This window comes from Streptomyces sp. NPDC047072 (assembly GCF_040643855.1).
Classification (GTDB): Bacteria; Actinomycetota; Actinomycetes; order Streptomycetales; family Streptomycetaceae; genus Streptomyces.
In genome coordinates this window covers 18,102-43,342 of sequence record NZ_JBEYVC010000081.1, presented here as the reverse complement: position 1 = coordinate 43,342, position 25,241 = coordinate 18,102, and the positions used below count along the sequence as shown (strand labels likewise).

General features: G+C 70.8%; 16 protein-coding genes. 6 read left to right on the top strand and 10 right to left on the bottom strand.

Translation table 11 applies throughout. The features are described from left to right. A partial coding sequence (locus tag ABZ896_RS29600) for a maltotransferase domain-containing protein (protein WP_360935739.1) occupies positions 1–1,214 on the bottom strand: 1,214 nt, incomplete at its 3' end. Between the two features lie 193 nt (positions 1,215–1,407). Further along, positions 1,408–2,655: a S8 family peptidase gene (locus ABZ896_RS29595; protein ID WP_360935736.1), complete on the bottom strand. Its 1,248-nt coding sequence runs from the start codon at positions 2,653–2,655 to the stop codon at positions 1,408–1,410. A gap of 317 nt (positions 2,656–2,972) precedes the next feature. On the opposite strand from ABZ896_RS29595, the gene ABZ896_RS29590 reads away from it, so the two are divergent. After that, positions 2,973–5,600, top strand: coding sequence for a glycosyltransferase family 1 protein (locus ABZ896_RS29590; RefSeq protein WP_360935734.1), 2,628 nt, complete (start codon positions 2,973–2,975; stop codon positions 5,598–5,600). Positions 5,601–5,628: 28 nt separating this feature from the next. On the opposite strand, the gene ABZ896_RS29585 is transcribed toward ABZ896_RS29590, so the two are convergent. The 7 genes from ABZ896_RS29585 to ABZ896_RS29555 all read right to left on the bottom strand — a co-directional run bounded on the left by ABZ896_RS29585 (position 5,629) and on the right by ABZ896_RS29555 (position 17,614). Further along, entirely contained in the window at positions 5,629–6,138 is a 510-nt protein-coding gene (locus tag ABZ896_RS29585) for a DUF1990 domain-containing protein (protein ID WP_360935731.1), read from the bottom strand. A gap of 70 nt (positions 6,139–6,208) precedes the next feature. Beyond that, a complete protein-coding gene (locus ABZ896_RS29580; protein ID WP_360935728.1) occupies positions 6,209–7,873 on the bottom strand; it encodes a M4 family metallopeptidase in 1,665 nt (554 codons plus the stop codon). A 286-nt stretch (positions 7,874–8,159) separates the two neighbouring features. After that, entirely contained in the window at positions 8,160–10,193 is a 2,034-nt protein-coding gene (locus tag ABZ896_RS29575) for a M4 family metallopeptidase (protein ID WP_360935725.1), read from the bottom strand. Between the two features lie 235 nt (positions 10,194–10,428). Further along, complete coding sequence (locus ABZ896_RS29570; protein WP_360935722.1) at positions 10,429–12,198, bottom strand: ABC transporter ATP-binding protein; 1,770 nt, start codon at positions 12,196–12,198, stop codon at positions 10,429–10,431. Continuing rightward, positions 12,195–13,913: an ABC transporter ATP-binding protein gene (locus ABZ896_RS29565; protein ID WP_360935720.1), complete on the bottom strand. Its 1,719-nt coding sequence runs from the start codon at positions 13,911–13,913 to the stop codon at positions 12,195–12,197. The genes ABZ896_RS29570 and ABZ896_RS29565 overlap by 4 nt, the downstream gene beginning before the upstream one ends. Positions 13,914–13,961: 48 nt before the next feature. Next, entirely contained in the window at positions 13,962–15,827 is a 1,866-nt protein-coding gene (locus tag ABZ896_RS29560; RefSeq protein WP_360935717.1) for an ABC transporter ATP-binding protein, read from the bottom strand. Then, complete coding sequence (locus ABZ896_RS29555; RefSeq protein WP_360935714.1) at positions 15,824–17,614, bottom strand: ABC transporter ATP-binding protein; 1,791 nt, start codon at positions 17,612–17,614, stop codon at positions 15,824–15,826. Before ABZ896_RS29555 ends, ABZ896_RS29560 begins: the two co-directional genes overlap by 4 nt. A gap of 183 nt (positions 17,615–17,797) precedes the next feature. On the opposite strand from ABZ896_RS29555, the gene ABZ896_RS29550 reads away from it, so the two are divergent. Genes ABZ896_RS29550 through ABZ896_RS29535 form a run of 4 tightly spaced genes read left to right on the top strand, consistent with a single transcriptional unit; the run spans position 17,798 to position 21,389 of the window. After that, complete coding sequence (locus ABZ896_RS29550; RefSeq protein WP_360935711.1) at positions 17,798–18,760, top strand: ABC transporter ATP-binding protein; 963 nt, start codon at positions 17,798–17,800, stop codon at positions 18,758–18,760. Further along, on the top strand, positions 18,757–19,491 hold the full coding sequence (locus ABZ896_RS29545) for an ABC transporter permease (protein WP_360935708.1): 735 nt from the start codon (positions 18,757–18,759) through the stop codon (positions 19,489–19,491). The genes ABZ896_RS29550 and ABZ896_RS29545 overlap by 4 nt, the downstream gene beginning before the upstream one ends. Before the next feature lie 25 nt (positions 19,492–19,516). Beyond that, entirely contained in the window at positions 19,517–20,761 is a 1,245-nt protein-coding gene (locus tag ABZ896_RS29540) for a sensor histidine kinase (RefSeq protein ID WP_360935705.1), read from the top strand. Next, the gene (locus tag ABZ896_RS29535) at positions 20,751–21,389 is read left to right on the top strand and encodes a response regulator transcription factor (RefSeq protein ID WP_360935702.1); all 639 of its coding nucleotides are present in this window, start codon (positions 20,751–20,753) and stop codon (positions 21,387–21,389) included. Before ABZ896_RS29540 ends, ABZ896_RS29535 begins: the two co-directional genes overlap by 11 nt. A 235-nt stretch (positions 21,390–21,624) precedes the next feature. Here the strand turns inward: ABZ896_RS29535 and glgX are convergent, their stop codons facing one another. Beyond that, entirely contained in the window at positions 21,625–23,877 is a 2,253-nt protein-coding gene (gene glgX, locus ABZ896_RS29530) for a glycogen debranching protein GlgX (protein ID WP_360935699.1), read from the bottom strand. A 200-nt stretch (positions 23,878–24,077) separates the two neighbouring features. Here glgX and ABZ896_RS29525 point away from each other — a divergent pair, with 200 nt between their 5' ends. Continuing rightward, a complete protein-coding gene (locus ABZ896_RS29525; RefSeq protein ID WP_360935748.1) occupies positions 24,078–25,229 on the top strand; it encodes an Ig-like domain-containing protein in 1,152 nt (383 codons plus the stop codon). The last annotated feature ends 12 nt before the right edge of the window (positions 25,230–25,241 follow it).

Below are 25,241 nucleotides of genomic sequence, written 5' to 3'. Positions count from 1 at the left end.
TCGAAGGCGATCGGGTAGATGTCCTGGTACTTCTTCGGCGGGTTCTCGGCGTAGGCGATGGTGCCGTCCGGGCGGTGGTGGAACCACTCCGGATGCTTCTGCACCCAGGGATGGTCCGGGGAGCACTGGAGCGCGAAGTCCAGGGCGATCTCCAGACCCTGGTGCCGCGCCTGCTCGACGAACCAGGCGAAGTCCTCGATGGTGCCGAGTGCCGGGTGCACGGCGTCGTGGCCGCCCTCGGGGGAGCCGATCGCCCACGGCACCCCGACATCCTCCGGGCCCGGCGTGAGGGTGTTGTTGCGGCCCTTGCGGAACGTCGTGCCGATCGGGTGGATCGGGGGCAGGTAGACCACGTCGAAGCCCATCGCCGCGATCGCGGGGAGTCTGCGGGCGGCGGTGCGGAAGGTGCCGTGGGGCTGCTCGGGCGTGCCCTCGGAGCGGGGGAAGAACTCGTACCAGGAGCCGTACAGGGCGCGTTCGCGCTCCACGAGCAGCGGCAGCGTCTCCGACGACGTGACCAGCTCCCGCAGCGGATGGCGGGCGAGCACCTCGTCCACCTCCGGGGTCAGGGCGGCGGCGAGGCGGGCGGCCGCGGGGCGGGTCTCGTCCCTGAGGATGTCGACCGCGGCGCGCAGGATCTGCCGTTTGCCCTTCTTCGGTACCTCGGTGGCGGCCCGCTCGTACAATCGCGCGCCCTCCTCCAGGACCAGCTCGGTGTCCATGCCCGCCGGGATCTTGATCTGGGCGTGGTGCCGCCAGGTGGTGACGGGATCGCCCCACGCTTCCACGGCGTACGTCCAGTACCCCGGTTCGCCGGCCGTAACAGTGGCTCCCCAGCGGTCGGTGCCCGGAGCCAGCTCCCGCATCGGCGTCCACGGGCCGGGGCGACCCCGCGGGTCTTTCAGTACGACGTTGGCGGCGACGGCGTCATGGCCCTCGCGGAAGACGGTGGCCGAGATCTCGAACGTCTCGCCGGTGACGGCCTTGGCGGGCCGGTGGCCGCGCTGGACCACGGGGCGGACGTCGAGGACGGGTATGCGGCCGATGGCCGGGGCCGCCGCGGGCTCGACGGCCGGGCTCTCTGTGTGGCCGTTGGCCGGGGTTCCGCTCGCGGAGGATCGCTCCGTGGCCGGTGGTCCGGTCTCGACGGGATGCGTGGGGGATTCCCCGGTGCTGGATGTCGGGGGTGCTGACGAGTGGTGCGTGGCGGGCATGACCGCTCCTGTCCGCGTCAACGTGGGTGGGCGGATGGCAGTGGGGGAGGGGGCCTGCGGGGGGTGGTACCGGAGGTTCCTTCCCACCCTATTCGGGTGGGCAATCCGGCACTTTGTTAACTACTCACGCGTATGTCTACGCACAAGACCGGCCCCGTTCAGGCCGAACGGGGCCGGTCTGCGGACGCTTCCCCTACGATCCCGGCACTCGCAGGATTTTGTCCGGTGATCCGGCGCCACGCCCGGACATCTTCCCGGTCGTGGCCAGGCCGACAAGTGCCTTGCCCACCTGTGCCGGTGTGGCCTTCGGGCGGTCGGCGAGATACAGCGCCGCCGCGCCCGCGACATGCGGGGTCGCCATCGACGTACCGGAATAGGTCGCCTTGGCGGTGTCACCGGTGATCCCCGCCGAGGTAATGGAGACCCCCGGCGCGAACAGGTCCAGGGCGGAGCCGTAGTTGGAGAAGCCCGGCCGGGCGTCCTTGGTGTCGCTCGCGCCGACCGTGATCGCCTGCGGTACGTCCGCGGGCGAGTAGAGCGAGGCCGGCAGTCCGTCGTTGCCCGCCGCGACCGCGTACGTCACACCGGACGCGATCGAGGTGCGGACGGCCGCGTCCAGCTGGCTGTTGCGGTAGCCGCCCAGGCTGAGATTGGCCACCGCCGGTTTCCGGGCGTTCTTGGTGACCCAGTCGATCCCGGCGATGACCTGCGAGGTCGTGCCCGAGCCCTTGTCGTCCAGGACGCGTACGGCGACCACCTTCGCCTTCTTCGCGACGCCGTACTTGGTGCCCGCGACGGTGGCCGCGACATGGGTGCCGTGGCCGTTGCCGTCCCCGGCGGACCCGTCGTCGCCGACGAAGTCCCGGCCGTAGCTCGCGCGGCCGCCGAAGTCCTTGTGGGTGATCCGGATGCCGGTGTCGATCACGTACACCGTCACTCCGGCACCGGCGGACTCCGGCCAGCTGTAGTTCCTGTCGAGCGGCAGGCCCGGTTCGTCGATGCGGTCCAGGCCCCAGGACGGCGGGTTCTTCTGGGTGCGCTCCGGACGGGCGCGCTCCACGCGGGTGCGCTCCAGTGGGGTGCCCTCCAGCGTCACCCGGGTGTCCTGGACGACCGCGGCGACCTGCGGGTCCGCGGCCAGGCGCCGGGCCTGTCTCTCGTCCGCCCGGATCGCGTAGCCGTTCAGGACCGTGCCGTAGGTATGGCTTATTTTCGCCCCGTACTTCTCGGCGAGGCCCTTTCCGGTCGCCGACGGAGCCCTCGTTCCCCCCTTGAGTGTCACCAGGTAACTTCCGCTGACGGAACCGGGGTCTCCGGCCCCGAGTATCCGCCCCTCCGGTACGGCGTGCGCGGGCGGGGTGATGGCCGAAAGCGCGGCGACGCAGGTCACCGCCGTCAGGCCCCCCAGCCAGCGCAGACGCCGTGTTCGCGTCCGTGCCATGGCGTGAATTCCCCTCCTCTGGTCGGCGTACGGCGGCCGCGGTCCCCCGGTTGCACTCGACGTCGGCCGGTACGCCACTGGCAGCCTCTCGTGTGGACCGAAACGCCACAAGGACGCCTACGGGGGCGGAATCGGCCATATCCGCTATGAGAGATGTGGAGAGGTTGCGGTGATTTTCGGACGGGCTTCTGCGATGTTCTGCCCGGAACCGCGCCGTGGTTACGGGGCCCCCGACGCGGATACGGTCGAGGGTGACGACGGGACACACATCGCGGTGCGTCCCTTCCGCCCTTTCCGCACGCCTGACGAGGTGGCCAGTGAAAGCTATCCGTCGATTCACCGTCCGGCCCGTCCTCCCCGAGCCCCTGCGGCCGCTCAGCGACCTGGCGCGCAACCTGCGCTGGTCCTGGCACGCGGAGACCCGCGACCTCTTCCAGTCCGTCGACCCCGAGCGCTGGGCCGCCTCGGGCGGTGATCCGGTACGGCTGCTCGGCAGTCTGCGCCCGGCGCGGCTCGCCGAACTCGCCGAGGACCGCCGCTTCCTGCGCCGGCTCACCGCGGCCGCCGACGACCTGTCCGACTACGTCACCGGCGAGCGCTGGTACCAGGCCCAGAGCGCTGGACTGCCCGCCGCCGTCGCCTACTTCTCGCCCGAGTTCGGCATCACCGCCGCCCTTCCGCAGTACTCCGGCGGGCTCGGCATCCTGGCCGGCGACCATCTGAAGGCGGCCAGTGACCTCGGCGTCCCGCTGATCGGCGTCGGACTCCTGTACCGCCACGGCTACTTCCGCCAGTCCCTGTCCCGGGACGGCTGGCAGCAGGAGCACTATCCGGTCCTCGACCCCAACGAACTCCCCGTCGCCCTCCTGGAGGAGGCCGACGGCAGCCCCGCCCAGGTCTCCCTCGCCCTCCCCGGCGCGCCCGGTGGGAAGCAGCTGCACGCCCGCATCTGGCTCGCCCAAGTGGGCCGTGTGCCCCTGCTGATGCTGGACTCCGACGTCGAGGAGAACGACCTCGGCGAACGCGGGGTGACCGACCGGCTCTACGGCGGCGGCAGCGAACACCGGCTGCTCCAGGAGATGTTGCTCGGCATAGGGGGCGTCCGGGCCGTACGGACGTACTGCCGGCTCACCGGCCACCCCGAACCCGAGGTCTTCCACACCAACGAGGGCCACGCCGGCTTCCTCGGCCTGGAGCGGATCGCCGAACTCTGCGACCAGGGGCTGGACTTCGACGCCGGTCTGGAGGCGGTGCGCGCGGGCACGGTCTTCACCACACACACGCCCGTCCCGGCCGGCATCGACCGCTTCGACCGCGAACTGGTCGCCCGGCACTTCGGCGCCGACGCCGAACTCCCGCGCATGGACGTCGGACGCATCCTGGGTCTGGGCATGGAGACCTACCCGGGCGGCGAGCCGAACCTCTTCAACATGGCCGTGATGGGCCTCAGGCTCGCCCAACGCGCCAACGGGGTCTCGCTGTTGCACGGTCAGGTCAGCCGGGAGATGTTCTCCGGACTCTGGCCCGGATTCGACCCCGAGGAGGTGCCGATCACCTCCGTGACGAACGGTGTGCACGCGCCGACCTGGGTCGCCCCCGAGGTCTTCCGGCTCGGCGCCCGGCAGATCGGCGCCCAGCGCACCGAGGACGCGCTGACCGTGGGCGGCTCGGACCGCTGGGACGCGGTCGGCGACATCCCCGACCAGGACATCTGGGAGCTGCGGCGGGTGCTGCGCGAGAAGCTGGTGGCCGAGGTGCGCGAGCGGCTTCGGGCGTCCTGGCGGCAACGGGGCGCCGGTACCGCGGAGTTGGGCTGGATCGACGGGGTGCTGGACCCCGACGTGTTGACGATCGGTTTCGCCCGCAGGGTCCCGTCGTACAAGCGACTGACCCTCATGCTCCGCGACCGGGACCGGCTGATGGACCTGCTGCTGCACCCCGAACGCCCGATCCAGATCGTGGTGGCGGGCAAGGCGCACCCGGCGGACGACGGCGGCAAGCGCCTGGTCCAGGAGCTGGTCCGGTTCGCGGACGACCCGCGGGTCCGCCACCGCATCGTCTTCCTGCCCGACTACGGCATGGCGATGGCGCAGAAGCTCTACCCGGGCTGCGACATCTGGCTGAACAACCCGCTCCGGCCGCTGGAGGCCTGTGGCACGTCCGGTATGAAGGCGGCGCTGAACGGCTGCCTCAACCTCTCCGTCCTGGACGGCTGGTGGGACGAATGGTTCCAGCCGGACTTCGGCTGGGCGATCCCGACGGCGGACGGCGCGGGCACGGACGCGGACCGCCGGGACGACATCGAGGCGGACGCGCTGTACGACCTGCTGGAGCAGCGGGTGGCGCCGCGCTTCTACGAGCGCGGTCAGCAGGGCCTGCCGGACCGCTGGATCGAGATGGTCCGCCAGACCCTCACCCTGCTGGGCCCGAAGGTCCTGGCGGGCCGGATGGTCCGCGAGTACGTGGAGCGTCTCTACGCCCCCGCGGCCCACGCCCACCGCACGATGACCCAGGACACGGCCCGCGAACTCGCCTCCTGGAAGTCCCGGGTACGGGCGTCCTGGCACGACGTCACCGTCGACCACGTGGAGACGACGACCCCTCTGGCGACGGCGGAACTCGGCACCACCCTGGGCCTCCGAGTCCGCGTAGGCCTCGGCGCCCTCACCCCCGACGACGTGGAGATCCAGGCGGCCTCGGGCCGCGTGGACGAGGAGGACCGCATCACGGACCCGGCGACGATCGCCCTCAAACCGACGTCGGGCCCGGACGAGGAGGGCCGCTGGCTCTACGAGGGCCCCCTCTCCCTGGACCGCACGGGCCCCTTCGGCTACACGATCCGCATCCTCCCGTCCCACCGACTGCTGGCGTCGGGGGCGGAGTTGGGGGTGGTGGCGGTGCCTTCGGAGGAGGCGGTGGAGGGGGCTGGGGTGTTGATGCGGTGATGGCGGAGGGCCGCCGGAGGGCGTGGGCTCAGCCCGCGTCCTCCCCGCCGCACAGCTTCCGCAGGACCGTTCCGCACCTTCGCGCGTACGCGTGCTGCAACCCCCGCGTAGCCGGCCCCGCCGCCCGCGCGTACCACTTCGCCGCCTTGCTGAAGGCGGACACCGTGAGCCAGACCGTGCCGTCGCCGGTGCGGTCGACCATGAAGGATTCCTCGCCGCATTCGGGGTGGCCGGTGAGGGTGCCGTAGGCCCAACCCGTGCGGCGGTGTTCCTCCACGGTCCAGACCACTCGGCAAGGGGCCTTGATGAGGCCCGCGAGGGTGACCGTCACGTCTACGTCGGGGGCCGCGCGGGGGGACGTCGCTTCGATGCCCACGCCCATCGCGCGGTGCATCTCCCAGGTGAGGACCGCTTCGGAGGCCGCCTGGAAGACGGCCTCGCCCTCGCCTATGCGGGAGCGGACGTGTAGGGAGTGGAAGCCGGGCGGGCAGTAGCCCTGCTGACGGGTCGCGCCGACCTCGTCGTACGTGAAGTGCATGGGAAACAAGAGTAGGGCGGCGCCCGGGAATGCCTTCGGCCCGGGTGCCGCCCCGCCAAGACCCTTGGTGCTAGCTCACGTTGACCGCGGACCAGGCCGCTGCCACCGCGTTGTACTCGGTGCTGCCGGAGCCGTACAGGGCCGTCGCCGCTGAGAGCGTGCCGGTGCGCGCCGACTTGTAGTTGGTCGTCGACGTGAAGTACGTCGTCAGCGCCTTGTACCAGATCTGCAGCGCCTTCGCGCGGCCGATGCCGGTGACCGTGGAGCCGTTGGACGTCGGGGAGTTGTACGAGACCCCGTTGATCGTCTTCGCGCCGCTGCCCTCCGAGAGGAGGTAGAAGAAGTGGTTCGCCACGCCGGACGAGTAGTGGACGTCCAGGTTGCCGACCGAGGAGGACCAGTAGTTGGCCGAGCCGCCGTCCTTGCTGGGCTGGTCCATGTAGCGCAGCGGGGTGCCGTCGCCGTTGATGTTGATCTTCTCGCCGATGAGGTAGTCACCGGGGTCGGAGGAGTTCGCCGCGTAGAACTCCACACCCGTGCCGAAGATGTCCGAGGTGGCCTCGTTCAGGCCGCCGGACTCGCCCGAGTAGTTCAGGCCCGCCGTGTTCGAGGTGACGCCGTGGCTCATCTCGTGGCCGGCCACGTCCAGCGAGGTCAGCGGGTGGGTGTTGCCCGAGCCGTCGCCGTAGGTCATGCAGAAGCAGCTGTCGTCCCAGAACGCGTTGACGTACGCGTTGCCGTAGTGGACGCGCGAGTAGGCCGCGACACCGTTGTTCTTGATGCCGCTGCGGCCGAAGGTGTTCTTGTAGAAGTCCCAGGTCTCCGCCGCGCCGTAGGCGGCGTCGACGGCCGCCGTCTGGTCGGTGGTGGAGCTGGACGCGGCACCGGTGCCCCACGTGTTGTCGGCGTCCGTGAACAGGGTGCCGGCCGAAGAGCTGGTGGTGTGGGACTTGTTGTACGTCTTGTGGCTGCCGCGGGTGCCGTCGGTCAGCTGGTACGTCGAGCCGGAGAGGGTGGTCTCCAGGCTGACCGTGCCCGAGTACAGGCTCTTGCCGGTGCCGGTCGCGTTCTCGATGCCCTGGTACTCGAAGAGCTTCTTGCCGGTCGCCGCGTCGGTGATGACGTGCAGCTGGTTCGGGGTGCCGTCGTCCTGGAAGCCGCCGACGATCGTCTCGTAGGCGAGGACGGGGGTGCCCGAGCCGGCCCAGATGACCTTGCGGGCACCGTCGGCGGCGGTCTTGTCCGAGCCCGCGGCCTTGGCGGCGGTCAGCGCCTGCTGCTCGGCCTTGGCGACGGTGAGCTTCGGGGTCAGCGAGGAGACCTTGATGGTCTTGGTCGTGGCCTTGGAAACGCCTTCGGTGGCACCGGACTTCGACTCGTGGACGACGAGGTCGCCGCCGAGGACGGGCAGGCCGTCGTAGGTGCGCTCGTAGCGGGTGTGCACCGTGCCGTCGGCGTCCTTCACGACGTCCTTGACGACCAGCTTCTCCTTGGCGCCGAGGCCTATCTCCTGGGCCGTGTCGGCGGCGGTGGCCTGGCGCTCCTTGATGAGCGAGGTGCGCGCGGCCGCGGACAGCTGGAGCGGCGCGGCGGAGAGGGCGGCCTTGCCCGCTTCCGCCGGGGTCTCGGCGGAGGCGGCACCGGCGGTGAGGCCGGTGGTGAGCAGGGCACCGGCGGCGACGGCGGTCGCGATGGCCAGGGTGGTGCGCTTGTGACGCGCGTAGAGGGGGGTCACACAAGCTCCTTCGTGGGGGAGCCCGGACGGCGTGGGGTTGCCTTCCGGGGTTGCTGTGAAGTTGTGCGGCGGTTGTGAGGAAGCGTGGCATCAAGGCGCGTACATGTCAGGACCCTCAAGTGATGTTGGCTGAAAGTCGACGGCTGGATGAACATTGCGGGCATGTAAAGGGGGTTGACCTGGGTAAAGCGCCAACAGGCCGTCGGTCATGGGATGGCAAAAAGAGGGCGCCGCCCCGGGGAGTCGAACCACCGGGGCGGCGCCCTGTCTTGGTGCGGGTGCGGGCCTACGGGAAGGTCAGCTTCCAGCTGTTGATGTAACCCGTGTCGACGGCCGCGTTGTCCTGGACCCGCAACTGCCAGGTCCCGTTGGCGACTTCGGAGGACGCGTTGACGGTGTACGTCGTGTTGATGTTGTCCGTGCTGCCGCCGGTGCCGTACGCCTTCAGCGTGTAGGCGGTGCCGTCGGGGGCGACCAGCTGCACCTGGAGGTCGCCGATGTAGGTGTGCACGATGTCGACAGCGACCTGGAGGTTGGACGGCGCGTTGCCGGTCCGGCCGGTCACGGCGATCGACGAGGTGACCGCCGCGCCGTTGTCCGGAATCGATACGTCGGCGGTGTTCTCGAAGGAGGTACCGCCACCGCCGCCGCCACCGGGACGCGAGCCGACCGCGATCGCCGCCCAGGCGTTCTGTACGGCCGTGTACTCGGCGCTCGTGGTGCCGTACAGCTCACCCGCCGCCGCGAGCGTCCCGGTGCGGGCCGCCGCGTAGTTGGTGGTCGAGGTGAACTTCGTGGTCAGTGCGCGGAACCAGATCTTCTCCGCCTTGTCGCGGCCGATGCCGGTGACCGGAAGGCCGTCCGAGGTGGGCGAGTTGTAGGTGACACCGTTGATGGTCTTGGTGCCGCTGCCCTCGCTCAGCAGATAGAAGAAGTGGTTGGCCGGACCGGACGAGTAGTGCACGTCGAGGTTTCCCAGCCCCGAGTACCAACTGTCCCTGGACGACCCGTCCTTGCTCGGCTGGTCCATGTAACGCAGCGGCGTGCCGTCGCCGTTGATGTCGATCTCCTCGCCGATGAGGTAGTCACCGACGTCGGAGGAGTTGTTGGCGTAGAACTCGACGGCCGTGCCGAAGATATCGGAGGTGGCCTCGTTCAATCCGCCCGACTCTCCGGAGTAGTTGAGGCCGGCGGTGTTCGCCGTGACACCGTGCGTCATCTCGTGCCCGGCCACGTCGATCGACGTCAGCGGGTGCGTGTTGCCCGAGCCGTCGCCGTACGTCATGCAGAAGCAGCTGTCCGACCAGAACGCGTTGACGTAGTTGCTGCCGTAGTGGACCCGGGAGTACGCCCCGACCCCGTCCCCGCGGATGCCCGAACGCCCCTGCACGTTCTTGTAGTAGTCCCAGGTGAGCGCGGCCCCGTAGTGCGCGTCCGCCGCGGCCGTCTCCGTGTTGGAGGCGCTGCCGTTGCCCCAGATGTCGTCCGGGCCGGAGAAGAGCGTGCCGGTGCCGGAGGTGCCGCGGTTGAGGTTGTACGTCTTGTGGTTGCCGCGCGCCGCGTCGGTCAGGTTGTACGTCGAGCCGGACTGGGAGGTGCCGAGCGTGACCGTGCCGCTGTACATGGTGTTGCCGGTGCCGGTCTCGATGCCCTGGTACTCGTAGAGCTTCGCGCCGGTCGCCGCGTCGGTGACGACGTGCAGCTCGTTCGGCGTGCCGTCCTCCTGGAGCCCGCCGACGACCGTCTCGTACGCCAGCGTCGGGGTGCCGTTCGCCGCCCAGATCACCTTGCGCGGGGCGCGGTTGACGTCCGGGCTCTTGGCGTCGGCGGCCGTCGCGGCCTTCAGGGCCTGCGCCGAGGCCTTGGCGGCGGTCACCTTCGGAGTGACGGACGCGACCTTGATCGTGGCGCCGGTCGCCTTGCGCACGGCCGCTGTCGCGTCGGCCTCGGTGCTGTCGACGACCAGGTCGCCGCCGAGGACAGGCAGACCGTCGTACGTGCGCTCGTAGCGCGTGTGGATCGTGCCGTTGCCGTCCTTGAGGACATCGCGGACGACCAGCTTCTCCTTGGCGCCCAGGCCGAGTTCCCTGGCCGTGTCCGCCTTGCCGGCGTCGGCCGTGCGGAGCAGCTCGGCGCGCTGGGAGGGGGTGAGTCTGACGGACTCGGCGCCCGGGATGACCTTGCCCGCTCCCGGGACGGCGTTCGCGGCGCCGGACTGGACGGCCGCGGCGATCAGGGCGGAGACACCGACGAGGGCCACGGCGGCGGCCTTGCGGTTCAGGGTGTGGGAGGTGCGTCTGTGGGAGGAACTCTCTCTCAACACTGACTCCTTCTGCGGGCCGCGGATCGCGCGGCCGGGGGAGACCGGTCGGCGGGTGGGCCGTCCGGGCAGAACGGGGCGTACGCGTGCGGGAGTTCGACCGCCGTCACCTGTGAAGTGCCTGTGGGGTTGCTGTGACGCGGCCGTGGGAAGAGTGGCAGGAGATCGCGGTTTCTGTCAGGGGCGCGTCAGGAAGTTGGCCGGAAATCGTTCGTTGTCCGGGAGTTCATGTTCGCTATACGGACCCGTCGGCACCGGACCGGTCCCCGTGCCACGAGTGCCAGAGCGCCGCGTACGCCCCGTCGGCCGCCACCAGCTCGTCATGCGTGCCGAGTTCGGTCAGCCGCCCGTCCTCCATCACCGCCACCCGGTCCGCGTCGTGCGCGGTGTGCAGCCGGTGCGCGATGGCGATCACGGTCCGCCCTTCCAGTACGGCGGCCAGGGCGCGCTCGGTGTGCCGGGCCGTCGTGGGATCCAGCAACGCCGTCGCCTCGTCCAGGATCAGCGTGTGCGGGTCCGCCAACACCACCCGGGCCAGGGCGAGTTGCTGCGCCTGCGAACCGTCCGTACGGCAACCCCCCTCGCCCAGCGCGGTGTCGAGCCCCTCGGCCAGCTCCCGCACCCACCCGTCCGCTCCTACGGCGGCCAGGGCGGCCCACAACTCCTCGTCCCCGGCGCCGGGTTCGGCGATCAGGAGGTTGTCGCGGACCGTGCCCAGGAAGACATGGTGCTCCTGGGTGACCAGGACGACCTGGCGGCGCAGCTGCTCCGGGTCCAGGCGCACCACCGGCACCCCGCCGACGGTCACCGACCCGCTCGTCGGCGCGTCCACGCCCGCCAGCAACCTGCTCAGCGTGGTCTTCCCGGCACCGGACGGACCGACCACCGCGAGCCGCTCCCCGGGCCGCACGGTCAGGTCCACGCCGTGCAGCACCTCGCGGCCGCCCGGCCCGTAGGAGTAGCGCACGTCCGTCACGTCGATGCGGTCGTCCGCCGGACGGGGAGCCTCGCCGGCGTCGGCGCGCGGCGCCCCGCCCAGGCCCTCCACGCGGGCGAACGAGGCACCGCTGGACTGGAGTTGCTCGATCCGCACCAGGATCTGGTCGAGCGGATTGACCAACTGCTGGAGATACAGGGCCGCCGCCACGACCGAGCCGAGGCTCATCACGCCCCGCGCGTGCAGCATCCCGCCGACGACCAGGACGCCGGCCACGGGAAGGACGTACGCCACCTCGACCACGGGGAAGAACACGCTGCGCAGGAAGAGCGTGTAGAAGCGGGTGCGCCGCGCCGTCTCGATGGCGTCGCGGCTCGCGGTGGTGCGCTGCTCCTGGAGCCGGAACGCCTCGACCGTGCGCGCGCCGGACGCGGTGGACGCGATGATCTCGGCGAGGTCGGAGGTGGCCGCGCCCTCCGCCAGATAGCCGTCCCTGGCCCGCCGCAGATACCAGCGCAGCACCACCCAGATGGGCAGCATCCCGCACACCCCGACCAGGCCGAGCAACGGGTCCAGCAGGAAGACCGCGCCGAGCAGGAACAGGAACTGCACGGTGTTGATGAGGAGTTCGGGGCCGGCGTCGCGGAGCGTGGTGCCCACGGTCGCCACGTCGGCGGTGCCGCGTGCCGTCAGATCGCCGGTGCCGGCCCGCTCCACGACCGACGCGGGCAGCGCGAGCGTACGGTCCACGAACTCCTCGCGGACCCGGGCGAGGGTGCGTTCGCCGAAGCGGTGGCCTACGAAGCGGGCCCAGCGGGCGAGGAGGAGTTGGGCGATCGCGCAGGCGATGAGGATCAGGGCGAGGTGGTCGACCGTGTTCACGCCTTCGCCGCTGCGGACGTCGTCGATGATGCGGCCGAGCAGCCAGGGGCCGGCGAGGCCGGTGAGTGCGGCGGCGGCGTTCAGGGCGAGGACGGTGGTGAAGGCTCTTGCGTCGGCTTGTACGAGGTGGGTCGCCGCACGTCTTACGGTGGCCGGATCGGCGACCGGGAGGTGGGTCTCGCTCACTTCATGACCTCCGCGTCTCGGGCCACCAGTTCGCGGTATCCGGGTTCTGTCGTGAGGAGTTGTTGGTGCGTTCCGGATGCTGCGAGCTTTCCGTCGACCAGGTAGTGGACTGTGTCGGCCTGGTCGAGCATGAGGGGGGAGGTGGTGGTGATCACCGTTGTGCGGCCTTCGCGGAATGAGTGGAGGCGGTTCGCGACTCTTGCTTCTGTGTGGGCGTCCAGGGCGGATGTCGGTTCCACGGCCAGGAGTACGGCGGGGTTTGCTTGCAACGCCCTTGCGAGTCTTACGCGTTGGCGTTGGCCGCCGGAGAGGTTGCGGGCCTGGGCGTCTATGGGGGAGTCGAGGCCGGTGGGGAGGGATTGCGCGATATCGTCTGCCGCTGCTGCGTGTATGGCGGCTGCGAGTTCGTTGTGGCTGGTCGCGCAGTTCCCCGCGCCCCTGAAAGGCGTGATCATCTCACGTAGGTTGCCTGCGAACAGGTCTGCCTCGTGGTCCGCCACCAGGATGTGCTCTCGGATCTGGGCAAGCCGGATCTCGTCCAGTGGTACTCCGCCCCAGGTCGCCGTCGATGGTGCGTACCGGCCCAAGCGGTCGACCACCGCCGTCGCATCCGCTGGGCTTGCACAGACCAGCGCGGTCAGGCGGCCCGGCAGGACGCGTACTCCCGAGTCCGGGTCGTGCAGGACCGACGGTTCCGCCGGGGCGTCCCTCGTACCCCTGTCCTCCATCGGCTCAAGCTCCAGGAACCGTACGACCCTTCGCGCCGCCACCACCCCCCGGCTCAGTTGGTAGCCGCACTCCACCCAGAACGCCACCGGGCCGATCAGGACCGCCACATAGCCGTACACCGCCACCAACTCGCCCACCGTGATGGTCCCTTGCGCGGCCAGGCGGGCCGCCAGCCAGGTGACCACCGCGAGGAACAGGGTGGGCAGGCCGATGCCGAGGGCCTGGACCCAGCTGGTGACCGCGCCGACGCGGTAGCCCTGGGCGCGCAGGCGCTGGGAGTCGCGGTGGAAGGCGTCGGCGACCAGGGACTTGCCGCCAAGGCCGTTCAGGACGCGCAGGCCGCCGGCGAGGTCGGCGATCCGGGCGGTGAGGACGCCCTGAAGCTCGCGGTACTCCGTCTCGGTGCCCTGGAGCCGGGTCAGGAAGGGGCCGACGAGCAGCACGATCAGGGGGATGCCGAGCAGGATCACGGCGGCCAGGACGGCGGAGACCGACACCAGGATCGCGGCGATCGTGAGGTAGGCGACCACCGCGCCGACGCCCGGGCCGACGACGGTCAGCGCCGAGGCGATCGTCTGGACGTCGCTCACCCCGATCGTCACGACCTCACCGGCGCCGGTCCGCCGCGACAGCGCGGCACCGAGTCGCACCGCCTGGCCGACGATCACCTTGACCGTGCGGAAGTAGGCGTCCATTCGCACCCGGGTCATCGTGCGGTGCCGCATGATGCTCAGCCAGGCGTTGAAGGACCCGACCGCGAACAGCGCGCAGCACCACCAGGTGAGCGCACCCCAGTCGCCGGGTTCGAGCCCCTCGTCGATCGCCTTCGCCATCAGGTACGGCGTCGCCGCGAGCAGCACCATCCAGGTACTGCCGAGCAGCGCGCCGGCCACGGACCGGCCCGGCTGGCGGCGCACCAGCCACCACAAGTACCGCCAGCCGCCCCGGCGGTCGGGCGTGCCGGGCTCCTCGTAAGCGTCGATCACCTGTCCCCCTGTCGTGTGCTCACGCCGAGCTGTCCCGCTGTTGTGGACTCACGCCAAGCTGTCCCGCCACGCCCGGTGCAGATCCGCGAACCGGCCCGTACCCGCGATCAGTTCGGCCGGGCTGCCGTCCTCGACGATCCGGCCGTGCTCCATGACCAGTACCCGGTCGGCGATCTCGACCGTGGAGAGCCGGTGCGCGATCACGACCGCCGTACGGCCGCGCAGCACCGTCGTCATCGCGCGCTGCACCGCCCGCTCGCCAGGGATGTCGAGCGAGCTGGTCGCCTCGTCCAGGATCAGCACCGCCGGATCGGCGAGCAACGCTCGTGCGAACGCCACGAGTTGGCGCTGCCCGGCGGAGATACGGCCGCCCCGCTTGCGGACGTCCGTGTCGTAGCCGTCGGGCAGCGCGCTGATGAAGTCGTGCGCGCCGATCGCCTTCGCCGCCCGCTCGATCTCCTCCCGGCTCGCGTCCGGCCGTCCGATCGCGATGTTCTCGGCGACCGTCCCGGAGAACAGGAACGCCTCCTGGGTCACCATGACCACCCCGCGCCGCAGTTCGGGCACGGCCAGCTCGCGCAGGTCCACGCCGTCCAGCAGGACGCGGCCGCCCGAGGGGTCGTAGAAGCGGGCGAGGAGCTTGGCGAGCGTCGACTTGCCGGCGCCGGTCGAGCCGACCACCGCGACCGTCTGCCCGGCGGGGAGCGTGAGATCGAAGCGGGGCAGCACCTCGCCGCCGGTGCGGTAGCCGAACCGGACGCCGTCGAAGACCACCTCGCGGCCGGGGTGCTCCGACGCAAGTGCCGGTAGCTGCCTGGGTGTTGACGGCTCCGGGACGGTCGGTGTCTGCGCCAGCAGCCCGGCGATCTTCTCCAGGGAGGCGGCCGCCGACTGGTAGGAGTTCAGGAACATCCCGAGCCGGTCGATCGGGTCGTACAGCCGCCGCAGGTACAGCACCGCGGCCGCCAGCACACCGAGGTCCAGCGAGCCCTGCGCGACCCGGTAGGCGCCCCACAGCACGATCACCGCGACGGCCGTGTTGGCGACCAGCCGGGAGCCGACGACATAGCGGGCCATCTCCAGGAGCGCGTCGCCGTTGACCCGCTCGTGCCGCTTGTTGAGTACGGCGAAGTCGGCGTCGTTGGCGGCCTCGCGGCGGAACGCGCGCACCGGCCGGATGCCGTTCATCGTCTCCACGAACTTCACGATGACGGCGGCGATGGCGGTCGACCGCTTGCGGTACACCCGGCCCGCCCTGCGCTGGTAGATCCGCACCAGCCCGTACAACGGCACGAACGACGCGACCGCGACCGCGCCGAGCCCGAGGTCCAGCCAGAGCAGCAGCGCGGAGATGTACAGGAACGACAGGACGACGGTGACGAGTTCCTGGAGGCCCTCATTGAGCAGCTCGCGCAGCGACTCCACGTCCGTCGTCGAACGCGAGATCAGCCGGCCCGAGGTGTAGCGCTCGTGGAAGTCGATGCTCAGCGCCTGAGCGTGCCGGAAGATGCGGCCGCGCAGGTCGAGCAGGACGTCCTGGTTGACGCGGGCGGAGACCAGGATGAACGCGTACTGGAGGCCGCCGGAGGCCAGCGCGCACAGCGCGTAGCCGACGCCGACCGCGATCAGGGGGCCGTTGTCGTTGTGCCGGAACGCCGGTACGGCACTGTCGATGGCGTACGCGACGAGCAGCGGGCCCGCCTGGACCGCGGCCTGCTGGAGGAGGAGCAGGAGGGTCGTGACGGTGACCCTCGCCTTCATCGGGGCGAGCAGGGAGCGCAGGAGGAGGGTGGTGGCGCGCGGGGGAGTGGGGAGGCGGTCGTCGTCGAAGGCGTCGTCGGCGGTGGCGCTCGTCGGGTCGGGCAGGTCCGGTTCGTCGTCGGCGGTGGGGGCGGATGTCGTGGGGGCGGTCATCGGGCGTCCTCCTCCGCTGCGGAACCGGACATCAGGTGTGCGTACGCGGCGTTCGTACGCAGGAGTTCGTGGTGCGTGCCCACGGCTGTGATGCGGCCGTCCGAGAGGAGGGCGACGCGGTCGGCGAGCTGCACGGTGGAGGGGCGGTGGGCGACGATCAGGGCGGTGGTGTCGGCGAGGACGTCCCGTAGGGCGGCCTCCACCGCGGCTTCCGTGTGGACGTCCAGGGCGGACAGGGGGTCGTCGAGGACGAGGAACCTCGGGCGGTCGACCACGGCTCGGGCCAGGGCGAGGCGTTGGCGCTGGCCGCCGGAGAGGCTGAGGCCCTGTTCGCCGACCTGGGTTTCGGTGCCTTGGGGGAGGGCGTGGACGAAGTCGGCCTGGGCTACGGAGAGGGCTCTTTGCAGTTCTCGCTCGTCCGTGCCCATGAGGACGTTGTCGGCGACGGTGGTGGAGAAGAGGGTGGGTTCCTCGAAGGCCACAGCGACTTTTGAGCGGAGTTCGTCACGGGACATCGCGGTGATGTCCTCGCCGTCGAGGGTGATGCGGCCCGATGTCAGTTCGTGGAGGCGGGGGACGAGGGCGGTGAGGGTGGTCTTGCCGCTGCCGGTGGCGCCGACCAGGGCCATGGATTCGCCGGGGCGGATGTGCAGATCGATCTGGTCGAGGACGGGTGGGGAGTCTTCGAGGGCGTCTGGATAGCGGAAACGGACGTTGTGGAAACGGAGTCCGTCTGCGGCTTGGTGGGGGCTGGTCGCGCAGTTCCCCGCGCCCCTTTGGGGCGCGTCTTCCTGTTCCGGTACTTCATCCACAGCCTCGAAATAGCGTTCCGTCGCCGTTGCCGCCTCTTGGCTCATCGCCAGCAGGAAACCGATCGACTCCACCGGCCAGCGCAGGGCCAGAGCTGTGGACAAGAAAGCCACCAGCGTGCCCGCCGACAGGTCGCCGTCGGCCACCTGGACGCAGCCCAGGACCAGTGCCGCCCCGATGGCCAGTTCCGGGAGGGTCGTGATGACGCCCCAGATCGTGGCCAGGAGGCGGGCCTTGGCCAGCTCCGTTCCCCGGAGCTTTCCGGTCAGGTCCCTGAAGGCCCGCGCCTGCGACCTGTGGCGGCCGAAGCCCTTGATGATGCGGATGCCCAGCACGCTCTCCTCGACGACCGTCGTCAGGTCGCCGACCTGGTCCTGGGCGAGCCGCGCCACGTGGTGGTACCGCTTCTCGAAGATCACGCAGGTGATCATCACGGGGATCGCGGGGCCCAGGATGACCAGGCCCAGCGTCCAGTCCTGGAGCAGCATGATGATCACGCCGACGACGATCGTCACGCTGTTGACCAGCAGGAACGTCAAAGGGAACGCCAGGAACATGCGCAGTAGCATCAGGTCCGTGGTGCCCCGGGAGAGCAGCTGGCCGGACGCCCACCGGTCGTGGAAGGCGACCGGCAGCCGCTGGAGGTGGCGGTACAGGCCCGCCCGCATCTCCGCCTCGACATGCGTGAGCGGCCGGGCCACCAGCCACCGCCGCAGCCCGAACAGCAGCGCCTCCGCGAAGCCGAGCAGCAGCAGGTACAGCGCGCCCAGCCACACGCCCGCCGTGTCGTGGTCGGCGACCGGCCCGTCCACCATCCACTTCAGGACGAGCGGGATCACCAGCCCCGTACAGGAGGCGAGGACCGCGACGAACGCGGCGCTGAACAGCCGTACGCGGGCGGGCCGGACGTACGGCCACAGCCGCAGGAGGGTGCGGACGGCGGAGTGTTCCTGGGTGTTTGCACGTGTGAGGGACATCAGCTGCGAGCCTACGGACCGGCACTGACAACGCCCACCGAGTTTTGGCCGGACCCGGGTCGGCCGCTGGACCTACGACCTGCGCGTTCGAGGGGTCGTACGGCCGCATCCACCGATCGGCTGATGCCGGGTCGAGCGCGACGGGCGATGTGGTGCATGGGGCCGGGCCGGGACGCTGGAGCCATGTCCGTCATCGAAGTCAGCGAACTGCGCAAGTCCTACGGCGGCCGGACCGTCGTCGACGGTGTCTCCTTCGCCGTCGAGGAGGGCGAGATCTTCGGGATCCTCGGCCCGAACGGCGCCGGGAAGACCACGACCGTCGAGTGCGTCGAGGGCCTGCGGGTGCCCGACTCCGGCCGGATCCGGGTCACCGGTCTCGACCCCGTCGCCGACCACGCGCGCGTGGCCCGCGTCCTCGGCGCCCAGCTCCAGCAGAGCGAGCTCCAGGACAAGCTCACCGTCCGGGAGGCGCTGGAGCTCTACGCCTCCTTCCACGAACACCCCGCCGACTGGCGGCCGCTGGCCGAACGCCTCGGCCTCACCGGGAAGCTCACCGCCCGGTTCGGCAAGCTCTCCGGCGGCCAGAAGCAGCGCCTGTTCATCGCGCTCGCCCTCGTCGGCGACCCGCGGATCGTCGTCCTGGACGAGCTGACCACCGGCCTCGACCCGCGCGCCCGCCGCGACACCTGGGAACTGATCGAGGACATCCGCGCGAACGGTGTCACCGTCCTGCTGGTCACCCACTTCATGGAGGAGGCGCAACGGCTCTGCGACCGGATCGCCGTCATCGACAAGGGGCGGATCGCCGCGCTGGACACCCCGGCCGGTCTCATCCACCGCTCGGCGGGCGCCACGGTCATCAGCTTCACCCCCTCCACCCCGCTCGACGACCACGAGCTGAACGCGCTGCCCGCGCTCGCCTCCGTCGAGCACCGGGACGGCCGTATCACCCTGACGGGCACCGACGAGACCGTGAACGCGGTCATCACCCTCCTCGCCCGCCGCCACGTCACCGCCCACCAGCTCCGGGTCGTCGACGCCACCCTCGACGACGCCTTCCTCGACCTGACGAAGACCGACCCGTCGACCGACCCGTCGACCGGCACCGCGACCGACCCGTCGACCGACACGGAGGCAGCCGCATGAGCACCGCCGTACTGCGCACCGAAGCCCGCCTCTTCCGCCGGGAACCCGGTGCCCTCTTCTGGATCCTGCTCTTCCCGACCCTGCTGCTGGTGATCCTCGGCTCGATCCCGTCCTTCCGGCAGCCCGACGGCGACTTCGGCGGCCTGCGCCCGGTCGACGCCTACGTCCCGGTGGCCGTGCTCCTCGGCCTGATCGTCGGCGGCATCCAGTCCATGCCGCAGACCCTGACCGACTACCGCGAGCGCGGCATCCTGCGCCGTATGTCCGCCACCCCGGTCCGCCCGTCCGCCCTGCTCTCCGCGCAGATGGTGGTCTACGGCGGTGCCGCGCTGGCCTCCGCGCTGCTGGCCCTCGTGGTCGGCCGGGCCGCCTTCGCCGTACGCCTGCCGAAGCAGCCCGCCGGATACCTGCTCGCCCTCCTCCTGACCGTCCTCGCGGCCCTCGCGCTCGGCGCGGTGGTCTCCTCGCTCTCCCGGACGACGAAGATCGCCGGTGCCATCGGCTCCGCGGTGTTCTTCCCCTCGATGTTCTGCGCGGGCGTCTGGATGCCGGTGCAGACCATGCCGGACGCGCTGGCGAGGGCCGTCGGCTACACGCCCTTCGGCGCGGCGGCCGAGGCCCTCAACCAGGCCGCCGCGGGACACTGGCCCGGCTGGGGCCACCTGGGCGTGGTCGCCGTCTGGATCCTGCTGCTCACGGGTGCCGCCGTGCGCTGGTTCCGCTGGGAGTAGGGGCGTCGCCGTGCAGACTGGGGACATGAGCGCGACGGATGCGCAGATCGAGCGGCGCTGGGAGCAACTGCACGTCTGGGGGCCGTACGGGCTGCTCGGCATCAGTGTCGCCCTCGCGGTCCCCGCCGCCGACCTGATGGACGGCCCGCCCGACTGGTACGCCCTCGGGGGCCTGATCGCGGCCGCGCTCCTGCTCCAGCTCTGGTGGCACGCCACCCGGCACCGACGGCCCCGGCGCGGCCGTACCCCCACCCCGGCCGGAACGGCGTACTACATCCTGCGCTGGGCGATCGCCTTCCTGCTCACCTGGATCAACCCCTTCTTCGCCTTCTACGCCGCCGCCGGCTACATGGACGCCGACGAGCTGATCCCGGGGATGTGGCGGCGCCTCGGACTGTTCGCCAGCGCGGTCACCGTGGCGGGCGCGCAGGCCGGTGGGCTGATGCCGGGCAGCATCGCCCAATGGCTGGCGTTCGGCGCGCTCATGGTGGCCAACTACGGCATCCAGGTGGTCGTCGCCCACCTCACCGAGCAGGAGGAACGGCGTTCCAAGGAGCGCGCCGAGACCATCGAGGCGCTCCAGCAGGCGCTCGACGAGAACGCCGCCCTTCACGCCCAACTCCTCGTCCAGGCACGGGAAGCAGGGGTCGCCGACGAGCGCCGGCGGCTGGCCGCCGAGATCCACGACACCATCGCCCAGGGCCTGACCGGGATCATCGCCCAGCTCCAGGTCGTCGTAGGCACCCCCGACGAGAACCTCGCCCGCGAGCACGTGACCCGCGCGATGGACCTGGCCCGGCACAGCCTCGGCGAGGCCCGCCGCTCCGTGCACAACCTCGCCCCCGTCGCCCTGGAGCACGACGGACTGCCCGAGGCGCTGAAGAACACGGTCGCCGAGTGGGGTGAACGCACCGGCGTCCGCGCCGAGTTCACGCTCGCCGGCACCGCCGAGCAGCTCCACGACGAGGTCTCCGCGACGCTGCTCAGGATCGCCCAGGAGTCCCTCTCCAACGCCGCCCGGCACGCGCGGGCCACCCGGCTCGGCGTCACCCTGACCTTCCTCACCGACGAGGTGATCCTCGACATCCGCGACGACGGCCGCGGCTTCGACCCGCTCGCCCTCCCCGCCCGCACCCACGCGGGCGGCTTCGGCCTCGACGGCATGCGCGCCCGCGCCGAACGCATCGCCGGCGCCCTCACCGTCGAGTCCGAACCGGGTCACGGCACCGCGCTGTCGGCTCGCGTACCGTTGGTCCGCCATGACCAGTGACATCTCGGTGCTGATCGTCGACGACCATCCCGTCGTACGGGACGGTCTGCGCGGCATGTTCGCGTCCGCGCCCGGCTTCACCGTGCTCGGCGAGGCCGCCGACGGCGTCGAGGCGGTCGAGCGGGCCGCCGTGCTCGACCCCGACGTGATCCTGATGGATCTGCGGATGCCGGGCGGGGGAGGCGTGGACGCGATCCGCGAGCTGACCCGCCGGGCCGCCCGCGCGAAGATCCTGGTGCTGACGACGTACGACACCGACTCGGACACCCTGCCCGCCATCGAGGCGGGCGCGACCGGCTACCTGCTGAAGGACGCCCCGCGCGACGAGCTGTTCACGGCGGTACGGGCGGCGGCGGAGGGCCGTACGGTCCTGTCCCCGGCGGTGGCGTCCCGCCTGGTCTCCGCCGTCCGCTCACCCAAGACACCCGCGAACGAGCCCCTCTCCGCCCGCGAGCGCGAGGTCCTCGCCCTGGTCGCCAAGGGCACCTCCAACCGCGAGATCGCCCGCGAACTCTTCATCAGCGAGGCGACCGTGAAGACCCATCTCACCCACCTGTACGCCAAGTTGGGCGTCAACGACCGCGCGGCAGCGGTCGCGACGGCGTATCAGCGGGGGATTCTCGGCTAGCCCGGCTACTTCGGGTACGGCAGCAGGGTCGCGTCGACCTTCTCCCACGCGGCTTTCAGCTCGGCCGGCAACTCCGGCCGGTCCGGGGCGAGATCGCCCTGCTCGCGCAGGTCGGCGCCGAGGATGTTCGGCGGTCGGGACGGCTTCAGCGGCGGTGGCCGTACCGGCGACGGCCGTCACGGCACCGCCGCCGACGACCGAGTCTGATCAGCCGGTCGGTGTATTGGCCCAGGGATCAGGTCGGGAGTTCATGGACCCGCAACAACAGCACCGACCGCGCCGGCACCGTGATCGCCGCCCCCGCCCGGTGTACCACCCCCGGGGCCTCCGTCTGGTCCTCGCGTGAGGTGTCGATGAGTACCTCGTACCGTTCCGCCCACGGCGGGCCCGGCAGGGCGAAGCTTGTTGGGCGGTCGCCCGCGTGGAGCAGGGTGAGGAAGCTGTCGTCGAGGATGGGGGCGCCGCGTTCGTCCCGGCCCGGGATGTCACGGCCGGACAGGTACATCCCCAGCGTGGCGGCGGGCGCGTACCAGTCGCGTTCCGTCATCTCGGTGCCGCGGGCCGTGAACCAGGCGAGGTCGCGCAGGCCGTCCGCCGAGTGGGCGCGGCCGGAGAAGAACGCACGACGGCGCAGCACCGGGTGGCGGTGGCGCAGGTCGATCAGGCGGGCGGTGAGGTCGCAGAGCGCCTGCCAGCCCGGCTCCTCCAGCAGGCTCCAGTCCACCCAACTGATCTCGTTGTCCTGGCAGTACGCGTTGTTGTTGCCGCGCTGAGTGCGCCCCAGCTCGTCGCCCGCGACCAGCATCGGCACGCCCGTCGACAGCAGCAGGGTGGTCAGCAGATTGCGCAACTGGCGGCGCCTGAGCGCCCGTACGCGCTCGTCGTCCGTCTCGCCCTCGGCCCCGCAGTTCCAGGCCCGGTTGTCGTCCGTGCCGTCCCGATTGCCCTCGCCGTTGGCCTCGTTGTGCTTGCGCTCGTACGACACCAGGTCGCGCAGCGTGAAACCGTCGTGCGCGGTGATGAAGTTGACCGAGGCGTACGGCCGGCGCCCGCCCCACGCGTACAGGTCGCTGGAGCCGGACAGCCGGTAGCCGAGGTCCCGTACGTCCGGCAGCGCGCCCCGCCAGAAGTCGCGGACGGCGTTGCGATAGCGGTCGTTCCACTCCGTCCACAGCGGGGGGAAGGCGCCCACCTGGTAGCCGCCGGAGCCCACGTCCCAGGGCTCGGCGATCAGCTTCACCCGCCTCAGCACCGGGTCCTGCGCGATCACCGCGAGGAACGGCGAGAGCATGTCGACGTCGTGCATCGAGCGGGCCAGTGCGGCCGCCAGGTCGAAGCGGAAGCCGTCCACGCCCATCTCGGTCACCCAGTAGCGCAGCGAGTCCGTGATCAGCCGCAGGACGTGCGGCTGGACGACGTGCAGCGTGTTGCCGCAGCCCGTGTAGTCCGCGTACCGGCGCGCGTCCGACTGGAGGCGGTAGTAACCCCGGTTGTCGATGCCCTTCATGGACAGCGTGGGCCCGAACTCCCCCGCCTCCGCCGTGTGGTTGTAGACCACGTCGAGGATGACCTCGATGCCGGCGGCGTGCAGCGCGCGCACCATCCGCTTGAACTCGCCGACCTGCTGTCCCGTCGTACCGGAGGCCGCGTAGGCGGCGTGCGGGGCGAAGTAGCCGATGGAGTTGTAGCCCCAGTAGTTCTTGAGGCCGCGGCGCAACAGGTGGTCCTCGTGGGCGAATTGGTGGACCGGGAGCAACTCGACCGCGGTGACGCCGAGTTGGACCAGGTGCTCTATGGCGGCGGGGTGGGCGAGACCGGCGTACGTGCCGCGCAGCTCCTCCGGGATGCCGGGGTGCAGCGCCGTGAACCCCCGTACATGCACCTCGTAGATGACCGAGTCCGCCCACGGCGTCTTCGGGCGGCGGTCGTCGCTCCAGTCGTCGTCGTCCTGGACGACCACGCCCTTGGGGACGTACGGCGCCGAGTCGCGGTCGTCGCGCACGGTGTCCGCGACCTGCTGCTGCGGCCAGTCCCGGACATGGCCGTAGACCTCTGGCGGCAGCCCGAAGTCGCCGTCGACCGCGCGGGCGTACGGGTCGAGAAGCAGCTTCGCGGGGTTCCAGCGGGCGCCGGTCCACGGGTCCCAGCGGCCCTGCACGCGATAGCCGTACCGCTGACCGGGCATCACGCCCGGCACGAACCCGTGCCAGATCTCGTGCGTCAGCTCACTGAGCCGGGCCCTGGTCTCCTTGCCGTCCGCGTCGAACAGGCACAGCTCGACGGCCTCGGCGCCACCCGCCCACAGCGCGAAGTTGGTCCCCGCGACCCCGTCGGGCCCGACCCGGAACCGGGCCCCGAGCGGCATGGGCGTGCCGGGCCACACGGGCACGGACGGCGGCGGGGCCGTGCGCCGCACACCGTTCACCGGCGCGGCGGCCCGCTCCTGCGCGGCGACGCTCACCGCCTCCTGCTCGGCTGCGCTGGACACCTCGGTCAGCCTCCCACGGCTCACGGAACGACCGGAAAAGGGCGCACGGCATCCCGACCGCGACACCCCCTCGCGTCGTCCTCCCCACAGTTCTGCCCAAACGATCGTTGCCTTCACCCACCCAGGCCTGTGGCCTCCAACAACCTGAGGCCCCATTTGTCGTTGATCCCTTCGTGAGGCATGTACATGAACGTGTGGGAATCGCAGCTCTGACCCTCGTGGCGCTGCTGACCGGCTGCACCACGGACGTCGGCGACTTCGGCAAACCCCCCGCCCCCGAAGACGTCATCCGCGTCACCCCCGACGACGGAACAAAGGGCGCCGCCCCCGACCAACGGCTCCGCATCGACATCCCCAACGGCCGCCTCGAATCCGTCACCGTCACCAAGTCCCAGGACGCACAGGACTCCCCCGTCCCCGGCCACATCTCCGACGACGGCCTGCACTGGGACCCCGACGAACAACGCCTCGCCCTCGCCGCCAAGTACACCGTCGACGTCGTCGCCCTGGACGGCCGCGGCCGCCGTTCCGCCCGGCACACCACCTTCACCACCCACGTCCCCGAAGAGCGCTTCATCGGCTACGTCACCCCCGAGAACCGCTCCACCGTCGGCACCGGAATGATCGTCTCCCTGGAGTTCAACCGCGAGATCGACAACCGCGCCGCCGTCCAGCGCGCCGTACACGTCACCGCGAAGCCCCCCGTGGAGATCCGCCCGCACTGGTTCGGCAAGGACCGCCTCGACTTCCGCCCCGAGCACTACTGGAAGCCCGGCACCCAGGTGACCGTCGCGCTGCGGCTCAGGGACGTCGAGGGCGCACCCGGCGTCTACGGCCTCCAGTACAAGACGTTCTCCTTCACCGTCGGCCGCAGCCAGGTCTCCCTCGTGGACGCGGCCGCGCACACCATGCAGGTCCGGCGTGACGGCGAACTGATCACCACCGTGCCGATCACCGCCGGCGCCCCGAGGACGACCACCTACAACGGCAAGATGGTCGTCACCGAGATGCTCGAAGTGACCCGTATGAACAGCCGCACGGTCGGCTTCGGCGGCGAGTACGACATCCCGGACGTCCCGCACGCCCTGCGTCTGACCGACTCCGGCACCTTCCTGCACGGCAACTACTGGGCGCCGAACGCCCCCGGCAGGGTCAATGTCAGCCACGGCTGCGTGGGCCTCAGGGACGTGAAGGGCGGCAGCTCGGACACTCCCGCGGGCTGGTTCTTCGACCGCAGCCTCGTCGGTGACGTCGTCGAGGTCGTCCACAGCAAAGACAAAAAGGTCGCTCCCGACAACGGGTTGGGTGGGTGGAATATGGGCTGGAAGCAGTGGAAGTCGGGCAGTGACTGAACAGTGACATTT